This is a genomic window from Pseudomonas sp. FG43 (assembly GCF_057809175.1).
This window is the reverse complement of sequence record NZ_JBMDJL010000014.1, coordinates 40,236-51,753: the sequence shown is the minus strand read 5'-3', so window position 1 is coordinate 51,753 and position 11,518 is coordinate 40,236. Positions and strand designations below refer to the sequence as shown.

The window sequence follows — 11,518 nt, the reverse complement described above, 5'->3', positions numbered from 1 at the left end:
GCCATATGCCCCCTCCCCCGGACATAAACAAATACCGCATGCAGCCATGGCCCAACGCCCTCTGAAAAACGGCTGTCACGTGACATAAAGTTGTTTTCGGACTAATTTACACATATGGTTACAATTATGCTTCGTGCGCAGGCTTGAGCCTTCGCCGCTGCAAAGCAGGACATAAATACAACGATTTCCCCCTAGCTAGACAGCCTAAGTGAGTATTTCCAATGGCCTCAAACACAGGCAAGGGCAAGGCGATTTTTCGCGTTGTCAGCGGTAACTTTCTTGAAATGTTCGACTTCATGGTCTACGGCTTTTACGCCACGGCCATTGCCAAAACCTTCTTCCCTGCCGACAGCGCATTCGCGTCCCTGATGCTTTCGCTGGCCACTTTCGGTGCCGGCTTCCTGATGCGTCCGCTGGGTGCGATTTTCCTGGGTGCCTACATTGACCGTCACGGTCGTCGCAAAGGGCTGATCATCACCCTGGCGCTGATGGCGCTTGGCACAGTATTGATCGCCTGCGTACCGGGTTACGCAACGCTGGGCGTTGCCGCTCCCCTGCTGGTTCTGCTGGGCCGCCTGTTGCAGGGTTTCTCTGCTGGCGTTGAGCTGGGTGGCGTTTCGGTGTATCTGGCGGAAATTTCCACGCCGGGCCGCAAGGGTTTCTTCGTCAGTTGGCAGTCCGCAAGCCAACAGGCAGCCGTGGTTTTCGCCGGCCTGCTGGGTGTTGGCCTCAACCACTGGCTCAGCCCGGATCAGATGGGTGAATGGGGCTGGCGCGTGCCGTTCCTGGTGGGCTGCCTGATCGTGCCGGCCATCTTCATCATTCGCCGTTCGCTGGAAGAGTCGCCGGAGTTCGAAGCTCGCACACATCGTCCGAACCTGAGCGAAGTCATGCGCTCCATCAGCCAGAACTTCGGGCTGGTGCTGGGCGGTATGGCGCTGGTGGTCATGACCACTGTTTCGTTCTATCTGATCACGGCCTATACGCCGACCTTCGGCAAGAACGAATTACACCTCTCGGACATCGACAGCCTGCTGGTGACCGTTTGTGTGGGTGTATCCAACTTTATCTGGCTGCCGATCATGGGTTCGTTTTCCGACCGCATCGGCCGCAAGCCTCTGCTGATCGCGGCAACCGTGCTGGCCATCGCCACAGCCTACCCTGCCCTGTCGTGGCTGGTCGCTCACCCGAGCTTCGGTAACCTGCTGATGGTCGAGCTGTGGTTCTCGTTCTTGTATGGCTCGTACAACGGCGCCATGGTTGTGGCCCTGACCGAAATCATGCCTGTAGACGTTCGCACCACCGGTTTCTCCCTGGCCTACAGCCTGGCGACCGCGACTTTCGGTGGTTTCACGCCAGCGGCATGCACCTACCTGATCCATGTGCTGGATAACAAGGCCGCGCCAGGTATCTGGCTGACCGGCGCCGCCATCCTGGGCCTGGTTGCAACGCTGGTGTTGTTCCGCAAAGGCGGACATAAACTGCAAGCCCCGGGCGCTGCGGCCACTGCCTGATTCAACGCCTCACGCAACATAGCTTCAAGCAATAGAGAAATGCCCCGACCCTGTGCCGGGGCATTTCATTTTCAGGCCTTCAACTTCCACGGCTTGAAACTCAGCCACAGCAATACACCCGGCAGTTGCAAGGCAATCATGAGGCCCAGTGACCACTGATACGCCTCGATCGGATGCCCTGCCCCCTCGGCCACGGGCCATAGATTCAGCACGATCCCCATCAGCCATTGCAGGAAAAACGCGAGAACGAACACCACCAGGTTGAAGGACGAGCTCACGCGCCCCGCCAACTCGGGTGAAACCGACTGGGCAACGATGGCGTAGTTCATGGTGGTGGACGTGCCAAAAAAGCTGAAACCCATGGCAATCAGGTACGGCGAAACCGGCAGGCCGCTGGCCATGAGCATCTGGAAGGCAATAAAGATCACCATCCCGGCACCACAGACCATGATCGGCTGCACCCCGAAACGGCGCAGATAGTCAGTGATCATGCCAAACGCCAGAGAACCGGCAACCATGGCAACAGTGCCGAACAGCAACACACTGGCCATGCCTGAATCACTCAGACCGGCCATATCACGCAACCATGGCCCCATCCACAACGACAGCACCGACATGTAAATGGCATGGGCGAATACCGAGTACAGAGCCAGGCGCCAGAAGGTCCATGACGAATAGAGCTTGCCCACGGCAGCGAACATGTCGGAGTAACGTGCGCTCTTGGCTTCGTAAGTGCGGGGAACGCTGACGTGAATGATCACGGCGACACAAAAAGTCAGTAACGCCAGAATCAGAAATGCTTCACGCCAGGTGAACCAGTTGAGCAACACATGCAAGGGCGTCGTGGAAGCCATGGCCCCTAGCCCGCCAATCGACAGCAGGCAAGCCGTACTCAAGGGCAGACGCTCAGGTGGCAACCAGATGGCGCAGGCCTTGATGGCGCTCATCAGCGACCCCGCCACACCCAGACCGATCAGACCACGGCCAATCAGCAGGCCAGCCTCGGTACTGGAGACGCTGAAGATGATCGAGCCCAGCACCGCGAACAGCAGCATCGGAGCCTGCACACTGCGAGGGCCGTAACGATCGAGCATGACCCCCAACGGAATCTGAGCCGCCGCGAAAGTCAGGAAATAAGCCCCCGTCAACAATCCCAGGCTACTCGCTGGCAAGCTCAGGTCAGCTTGCAGGTCGACATAGATCACCGCATTGACCGTACGGAACATGTACGAAACGAAATGGCCCAAGCCAAAAGGGATAAAAATCGTCAGAAACAACAGGAAGAAACTGCTTTTGAGCTGTTTCTGCGAACGTTCCATCGTCGAACCACCGCTCATCAAGCGACTCTCCATAAACAAAACGGGCCGAAACCTGTAGATACAGGATTCGGCCCGTTAGAGGAACTGCCCGGCAGAACCGGGCAATTACATCATTACTGTGGAAACGCTGGCGGGTTGACGCCGGCAATATCTTCCATGACGCGGACAACCTGGCAGCTGTAACCGAATTCGTTGTCGTACCAGACGTACAGAACAACGCGGTTATCGTTGACGATGGTTGCTTCGCCATCCACGACACCGGCGTGGCGCGAGCCAACGAAGTCGGTGGAAACCACTTCCTGCGAATTGACGAAATCGATCTGCTTGTGCAGATCCGAGTGCAGCGCCATGTGACGCAGGTACTCGTTCATTTCTTCGCGGCTGGTGGCTTTCTCAAGGTTGAGGTTGAGAATGGCCATGGAAACGTTCGGCGTCGGTACGCGGATAGCGTTGCCGGTCAGCTTGCCAGCCAGTTCAGGCAGGGCCTTGGCAGCAGCAGTGGCAGCACCGGTTTCGGTGATGACCATGTTCAGCGCAGCGCTACGGCCACGACGATCGCCCTTGTGGAAGTTGTCGATCAGGTTCTGGTCGTTGGTGTACGAGTGAACCGTTTCAACGTGACCGTTGACGATACCGAACTTGTCGTTGACGGCCTTGAGCACCGGCACGATGGCGTTGGTGGTGCAGGACGCAGCGGACACGATCTTGTCGTCGGCAGTGATTTCACCGTGGTTGATACCGTGCACGATGTTCTTCAGCTTGCCTTTGCCAGGCGCAGTCAGAACGACGCGGTCGATGCCAGGGCAGGCCAGATGCTGGCCCAGGCCGTCGGCATCGCGCCATACACCGGTGTTGTCCACCAGCAGAGCGTCCTTGATACCGTACTGGGTGTAATCCACCTCGGCAGGGTTCTTGGCGTAGATGATCTGGATCAGGTTGCCGTTGGCAGTCAGGGTGCTGTTGGCTTCGTCGATGGTGATGGTGCCGTCGAACGGACCATGTACCGAGTCACGACGCAGCAGGCTGGCACGCTTGACCAGATCGTTTTCCGCGCCTTTGCGGACAACGATGGCGCGCAGGCGCAGGCCTTCGCCGCCACCGGTCTTCTCGATCAGGATACGGGCCAGCAGACGACCGATACGGCCGAAACCGTAAAGCACGACGTCGGTGCCTTTGGCAGGAGTGGCGTTTTTCTTGCCAACCACACTGGCCAGCTCTTCACGCACGAACTGCTCGGCGGAACGGCCATTGCCTTCGGCCTTGAATTTCACGGCCAGCTTGCCCAGGTCCACCGAAGCGGCGCCCAGCTCAAGCTCGCTCATCGCCTTGACGAGCGGGAAAGTCTCGTGCACGGACAACTCAAGTGCGTCGGACTGGCGATGACGCGCAAAGCGGTGAGCTTTGAGAATCGCGATGACTGAACGGTTGATCAGGCTGCGGCCATAGATCGAACTCACCACATTGTTATTGCGGTAGAGCTGGCCGATAAGCGGAATCATCGCCTCGGCGAGCGCTTCACGATCGATCCATTCACCAAGACACTGGTCGGGCTTCTGAGTCACGGGAACCTTCCACATGTAGGGGCTGAAAAAAGGGGCTACATTATGCCGCCGCCTTTGTTTATGAGCAATGCGCCGTTGTCAGATCGATGCGCACTACATTTGTTCCCCATACACGCAGGAAATTGCCGGGCCAGGCTTTTTATGCTTCAAGCTGAGCTGAAAACTGACAGCCACCACCTTCCCCCGGTACAATCGCCGCCCCTGTCGCAACGCCTGGAGTCCGACCTTCCGTGCCCGTTCTGCGTCTACCGCTTCTTCCTGCCGCCGCAGGCAAACAACACTGGGGCAACCTTCCCGGTGCCGCACTGAGCCTGGCTATTGCCGAGGCCGCCAGCGCCGCCAAGCGCTTCACCCTGCTTCTGACCGCCGACAGCCAGAGCGCCGAGCGGCTGGAACAGGAGCTGAGGTTCTTCGCTCCGACGCTGCCGGTCCTGCACTTTCCGGACTGGGAAACCCTGCCCTACGATCTGTTCTCGCCGCACCAGGACATCATTTCCCAGCGCATCTCCAGCCTCTATAGCCTGCCGGAACTGGATCATGGTGTATTGGTAGTCCCTATCACCACGGCCCTACATCGACTGGCACCGACCCGCTTCCTGCTGGGCAGCAGCCTGGTGCTGGATGTCGGTCAGAAGCTTGATGTCGAGGCCATGCGCACGCGCCTGGAAGCCAGCGGTTATCGCTACGTCGACACGGTGTATGAGCATGGCGAGTTCACGGTGCGCGGTGCGCTGATCGATCTGTTCCCGATGGGCAGCAAGGTGCCGTACCGAATCGACCTGTTCGACGACGAAATCGAAACCCTGCGCACCTTCGACCCGGACACCCAGCGCTCCATAGACAAGGTCGATTCGGTACGCCTGCTGCCGGCCCGCGAATTTCCGCTACAGAAAGAAGAAGTCACACGCTTCAAGGCCCGCTTCCGCGAGCGCTTCGATGTGGACTTCCGGCGCAGCACGATCTTCCAGGACCTGAGCAGCGGTATCACGCCAGCCGGTATCGAGTACTACATTCCGCTGTTCTTCGAAGAAACGTCGACCCTGTTCGATTACCTGCCTCAGGACACACAAGTGTTCTCGCTACCCGGCATCGAACAGGCCGCCGAGAATTTCTGGAACGATGTGCGCAACCGCTATGAAGAGCGCCGCATCGACCCGGATCGCCCGCTGCTGCCGCCTGCCGAGCTGTTCCTGCCGGTGGAAGACTGTTTTTCACGCCTCAAAAGCTGGCCGCGAGTCGTTGCCAGCCAGCAGGATGTCGAGCCCGGCGTCGGTCGCGAACGCTTCCCGGCCCAGGGCCTGCCGGATCTGGCCATCGAAGCCAAGGCCAGCCAGCCGCTTGCCGCGCTGTCGACCTTTCTCGACGAGTTCCCCGGCCGCGTACTGTTCACTGCCGAATCCGCAGGACGCCGCGAGGTGCTGCTGGAGCTGCTGGATCGCCTGAAACTAAGGCCCAGGACTGTCGATAACTGGCTGGACTTCGTCAACGGCAAGGACCGGCTGGCAATCACCATTGCACCTCTGGACGAAGGCCTGCTGCTTGAGCAGCCGGCACTGGCACTGGTCGCTGAAAGCCCGTTGTTCGGGCAGCGGGTCATGCAGCGTCGACGTCGCGAAAAGCGCAACGACGGCGGCAACAACGATGCAGTGATCAAGAACCTGACCGAGTTGCGCGAAGGCGCGCCGGTGGTGCATATCGATCACGGCGTTGGTCGCTATCTTGGCCTGGCGACGCTGGAAGTCGAAAACCAGGTTGCCGAGTTCCTGATGCTGGCCTATGCCGAAGACGCCAAGCTTTACGTTCCGGTCGCCAACCTGCACCTGATTGCCCGCTACACCGGCAGCGACGACGACAACGCGCCGCTGCACCGCCTGGGCTCGGAAACCTGGCAGAAAGCCAAGCGCAAGGCCGCCGAACAAGTACGCGACGTTGCTGCTGAACTGCTGGATATCTACGCACGCCGGGCCGCCCGCGAAGGCTATGCCTTCCAGGACCCGAAGGCCGATTACGCCACCTTCAGCGCCGGGTTCCCGTTCGAGGAAACGCCGGACCAGCAAACCACCATCGAAGCCGTACGCGCCGACATGCTGGCGCCCAAGCCCATGGACCGGCTGGTCTGTGGCGATGTGGGTTTCGGCAAGACCGAAGTCGCGATGCGCGCCGCGTTCATTGCCGTACACGGCGGACGTCAGGTGGCAATTCTGGTGCCTACCACCCTGCTCGCCCAGCAACACTACAACAGCTTCCGTGACCGCTTTGCAGACTGGCCGGTCCGGGTCGAGGTCATGAGCCGTTTCAAGTCCGCCAAGGAAGTGAGCGCTGCCGTGGCCGATCTGGCCGAAGGCAAGATCGACATCGTCATCGGCACCCACAAGCTGTTGCAGGACGATGTGAAAATCAAGAATCTGGGGCTGGTGATCATTGACGAAGAGCACCGTTTCGGAGTTCGCCAGAAGGAACAGCTCAAGGCCCTGCGCAGTGAGGTCGACATCCTGACCCTGACCGCAACACCGATCCCGCGGACCTTGAACATGGCGGTGTCGGGCATGCGCGACCTGTCGATCATCGCCACACCACCTGCCCGCAGGCTTTCGGTGCGCACTTTCGTCATGGAGCAGAACAAGCCGACCATCAAGGAAGCACTGTTGCGCGAGTTGCTGCGCGGCGGTCAGGTCTATTACCTGCACAACGACGTCAAGACCATCGAAAAATGCGCCGCCGACCTGGCTGAACTGGTCCCCGAGGCACGCATCGGCATCGGCCACGGCCAGATGCGCGAACGCGAACTCGAACAGGTGATGAGCGACTTCTATCACAAGCGCTTCAACGTACTGATCGCCTCGACCATCATCGAGACCGGCATCGACGTGCCAAGCGCCAATACCATCATCATCGAGCGCGCCGACAAGTTCGGCCTGGCTCAGTTGCACCAGTTGCGTGGCCGGGTCGGGCGCAGCCACCACCAGGCCTACGCCTACCTGCTGACACCGCCACGCAAGCAGATCACGCCGGATGCGGAAAAGCGCCTGGAAGCCATCGCCAACACCCAGGACCTGGGCGCAGGCTTTGTACTGGCCACCAACGACCTGGAAATCCGTGGTGCCGGCGAACTGCTGGGCGACGGCCAGAGCGGCCAGATCCAGGCCGTCGGTTTCACGCTGTACATGGAAATGCTCGAACGCGCCGTCAAGTCTATCCGCAAGGGCGAACAGCCGAACCTCGACCAGCCTCTGGGTGGCGGTCCGGAAATCAACCTGCGGGTCCCGGCATTGATTCCAGAGTCCTATCTGCCGGACGTGCATACCCGGCTGATTCTCTACAAGCGCATTGCCAATGCCGCCGACGAGGATGGTCTCAAGGATCTGCAAGTGGAGATGATCGACCGCTTCGGCTTGCTGCCCGAACCCACCAAGAGCCTGATACGCATCACGCTGCTCAAGCTGCATGCCGAGCAGCTGGGCATCCGCAAGATCGATGCCGGGCCTCAGGGTGGACGTCTGGAATTCGCAGCCGATACACCGGTTGACCCGCTGACACTGATCAAACTGATCCAGAGCCAGCCCAACCGCTACAAATTCGAAGGTGCCACACTCTTCAAATTCATGGTCCCCATGGAGCGTCCCGAAGAGCGCTTCAATACGATCGAAGCGCTGCTTGAGCGCCTGACCCCGAAAACTGCTTGAAGGATTCATCCATGCGTCTGTTTCGTTCATTGATCCTGCTGCTGACGCTTGTCGCCCCGACAGCCTTTGCCGACAGCCTGTATCAGGTGGAAATGATCCTGTTTCGCCAGCTCGGCGAGCCTGCCGCAACATTGCAGTTCGCCCCCGAAGACTGGAGCGCCGGAGCCAGCCGGATCGACTCCAGCAACCAGCGCAGCCCTGCATTGAACGATATGGCCAAAAAACTTCAGGACAGCGGCACTTATCAAGTGCTGCTGCAGAAGGCCTGGCAACAGAGCATCGGCACCGAAAAAAGCAAAATGGCCGTTACCAGCGGCCAGGAACAGCTCGGCCACTTCCCGATAGAGGGCACCGTCAGCCTGGCCATCGCACGCTTTACCGATATCTCTGCGGACTTCTGGATCAACCAGCTTGATCCCCATGGCATATTGATCAGCAGTGAGCGCATGAAACAGAGCGCCAGGGTCAAGAACGGCGAGCTGATCTATCTGGATAACAGCAATCTGGCCCTGCTGATAAAAGTTTCTCCCCTTTGAGCATTCAGGAGCGCGACTGCGCTCCCTTTCTTTTGAGCATCGCTACGGCGTAGGGCTTTTTAAAACTGTGTCGTCCATTCTCGAAAAAGTCCTTGCCTCTGCATGGACACAGCTATTCAAACCCCAGACTCTTGAGCGGGGGTACAGCTACGCCCTGCAAAAACGCATCGCACTCGAAGAGTCCAGCCCGCAGATCATTCGTACCACCTGCCGGGGCTCAGGGTTCGAGCTCTACACCCAGACCCTGCTGTTCAAGGACCCGGATCGCTACAAGAATTTCCTGGTCTGCAAATGCACCTGCCCTGTACACAATGACTGCAAGCACTGCGTAGCAGCCATGCACTTCCTGCAGGACCCGGCAAACAAGCCTGCCATTGCAGCCGCCATGGCCTCGCATACTCCAGAGGTCGTCGAGCCCAAGGCCACTCTGCCCGAACGCCTGATCGACGATATGAAACCCGTACCACGCCTGATTCTGGCCAGTGTCGAGTTCAGCGCCTATGAACCGCGCAACGGGCGCATGCAGCGTCATATCCAGCATCGGGCAGCGCTGGCCTTCGCCTATGGCAAGCACTATGCCGTTGGCACGACCAACGTCAGCATTCTGGTCAGCTCCCTGGGCAGCGATCTGGTCAACCAGAAGAGCGACATCATCGAGCACACCGAAACCGAAACCCTGCGCATACGCCGCCAGGGCGAGCAGGAGCGGCAATATCGCCAGCAACTGAACGACATCGGTTTCAAGGTCGCCACCCGGCAAAGCAAGGCCCTGCCCGACAGCGCCGGCGACATGTATGAACTGCCCACCGACAAGGCGTGGCTGCATTTTGTGCTGGACGATCTGCCAAGGCTGCGCGAGCAAGGCTGGGAAATCGAGATACGCGATGACTTCGGCTTTGATGTCACTCCCGTGGATGACTGGTATGCGGTCATCGATGAAGAAACCGAACGCGACTGGTTCGATCTGGAACTGGGCATCATCGTCAACGGCGAGCGCCTGAGCCTGCTGCCGATTCTGATCAACCTGCTGCGCAGCCACCCGGAACTGATGAGCCCTTCGGCCGTTGCCAAGCGCGGCGATGAAGAGCAATTGCTGGTCCAGCTCAACCACTTCACCCAGAGTGGCGGCGGGCCGGTGCAGGTTGCACTGCCCTATGGCCGCCTCAAGCCAGTGCTGGCAACCCTCGGTGATTTCTACTGGCGCGAGGAAGACAGCAACACCCTGCGCATGAGCCGGGCCGATGCTGCGCGCCTGACCGAACTCGATGATATGCCGCTGGTCTGGCAAGGCGGCGACCGGCTGCGACAGTTCGCCGAACGACTGGTGAATATCAAGGATGCGCCGGTCAGCCTGCCCGAAGGCCTGAACGCCACGCTACGCCCTTACCAACTGGAAGGCCTGAGCTGGATGCAGTCCTTGCGCGAGCTGGAAGTCGGCGGTGTTCTGGCCGATGACATGGGCCTGGGCAAGACCCTGCAAACCCTGACGCATCTGTTGATGGAGAAGCAGGCCGGGCGCCTGGATCGCCCTGCCCTGGCCGTCATGCCCACCAGCCTGATCCCCAACTGGCTGGACGAAGCCGAAAACTTCACACCGCAACTCAAGGTCCTGGCCCTGTATGGCGCCAATCGTCATCAGGAAGCCAGCAACCTTCAGGACTACGACCTGATCCTGACCACCTACGCCCTGCTGCCACGAGATCTTGAACTGCTGGAGAAACTGCCGCTGCACGTGCTGATTCTCGATGAAGCGCAATACATCAAGAACCCCAACAGCAAGGCAGCCCAGGCAGCCCGCAACCTAAATGCCCGCCAGCGCCTTTGCCTGAGTGGCACGCCGCTGGAAAACCACCTGGGCGAGTTGTGGTCGCTGTTCCACTTCCTGATGCCCGGCTGGCTGGGCAGCAGCAAGGAATTCAACAGCAACTACCGAACGGCCATCGAAAAACACGGCAATGTGGATCGGCTGCACCACCTCAACGCCCGTATCAAACCGTTCCTGCTGCGCCGCACCAAGGAGCAGGTCGCGACCGAACTGCCCCCCAAGACCGAGATCATTCACTGGGTCGAACTCAATGACGCGCAACGCGACGTCTACGAGACCGTACGCCTGGCCATGGACAAGAAGGTACGCGACGAGATCACCCGCAAGGGCGTGGCCCGCAGCCAGATCATCATTCTTGAAGCCCTGCTCAAGCTGCGTCAGGTCTGCTGCGACCTGCGACTGGTCAACGACGACATGCCGATTCCTGGCAAACAAGGCAGCTCGGCCAAGCTGCAAAGCCTGATGGAGATGTTCGAGGAACTGCTGGCCGAGGGCCGCAAGATCCTGCTGTTCTCGCAGTTCACTTCGATGCTGACCCTGATCGAGCAAGAGCTTGAACAGCGCGGCATTCCCTACGCCCTGCTCACGGGCTCGACCCGCGACCGCCGCACACCGATCCACGACTTCCAGAACGGCAAGCTGCCGGTATTCCTGATCAGCCTGAAAGCAGGAGGCACCGGCTTGAACCTGACCGCTGCCGACACCGTGATTCACTATGATCCGTGGTGGAACCCGGCAGCCGAAAATCAGGCCACCGACCGCGCTTATCGCATCGGTCAGGACAAGCCGGTATTCGTCTACAAGATGATTGCCCGTGGCACCGTGGAAGAGAAGATCCAGCGCTTGCAGCAAGAGAAATCGGCACTGGCGGCAGGCGTTCTGGATGGGCGCTCGGCGGGTGACTGGAAGCTACGGGACGAAGACCTGCAGGCGCTGTTCGCGCCGCTGCCGGCTGCGCCGAAGAAAGGCAGGAAATAAGAGGCCAGGTGGCTCAAAACTCGTGGGAGGGGCCTTGGCCGCGACAGCTTCATCATCAACGCTGAAAATGTGTTGCCTGTAAGCTGGTCGTCGCGGCCAAG

Annotated in this window: 6 protein-coding genes; 4 read left to right on the top strand and 2 right to left on the bottom strand. The window is 59.6% G+C overall.

The genetic code is table 11. The features are described 5' to 3' along the window. The first annotated feature begins 221 nt into the window (after positions 1-221). Positions 222-1,514: an MFS transporter gene (locus ACODS3_RS17095; protein ID WP_304574265.1), complete on the top strand. Its 1,293-nt coding sequence runs from the start codon at positions 222-224 to the stop codon at positions 1,512-1,514. A 71-nt stretch (positions 1,515-1,585) separates the two neighbouring features. Here ACODS3_RS17095 and ACODS3_RS17090 read toward each other — a convergent pair whose 3' ends face one another. Together ACODS3_RS17090 and ACODS3_RS17085 are read right to left on the bottom strand one after the other, a co-directional pair. Next, the gene (locus tag ACODS3_RS17090; RefSeq protein WP_304574266.1) at positions 1,586-2,851 is read right to left on the bottom strand and encodes an MFS transporter; all 1,266 of its coding nucleotides are present in this window, start codon (positions 2,849-2,851) and stop codon (positions 1,586-1,588) included. A 95-nt stretch (positions 2,852-2,946) separates the two neighbouring features. Continuing rightward, complete coding sequence (locus ACODS3_RS17085; protein WP_201002725.1) at positions 2,947-4,410, bottom strand: glyceraldehyde-3-phosphate dehydrogenase; 1,464 nt, start codon at positions 4,408-4,410, stop codon at positions 2,947-2,949. Positions 4,411-4,625: 215 nt separating this feature from the next. Here ACODS3_RS17085 and mfd point away from each other — a divergent pair, with 215 nt between their 5' ends. From mfd to ACODS3_RS17070, 3 genes are all read left to right on the top strand, one after another. Beyond that, positions 4,626-8,078 (top strand): transcription-repair coupling factor, encoded by a 3,453-nt coding sequence (gene mfd / locus ACODS3_RS17080; protein WP_304574267.1) that lies wholly within the window; start codon positions 4,626-4,628, stop codon positions 8,076-8,078. Between the two features lie 11 nt (positions 8,079-8,089). Continuing rightward, the gene (locus ACODS3_RS17075; protein WP_201018567.1) at positions 8,090-8,614 is read left to right on the top strand and encodes a CsiV family protein; all 525 of its coding nucleotides are present in this window, start codon (positions 8,090-8,092) and stop codon (positions 8,612-8,614) included. 67 nt (positions 8,615-8,681) lie between these two features. Continuing rightward, on the top strand, positions 8,682-11,417 hold the full coding sequence (locus ACODS3_RS17070; protein WP_489035394.1) for a DEAD/DEAH box helicase: 2,736 nt from the start codon (positions 8,682-8,684) through the stop codon (positions 11,415-11,417). Positions 11,418-11,518 lie beyond the last annotated feature (101 nt).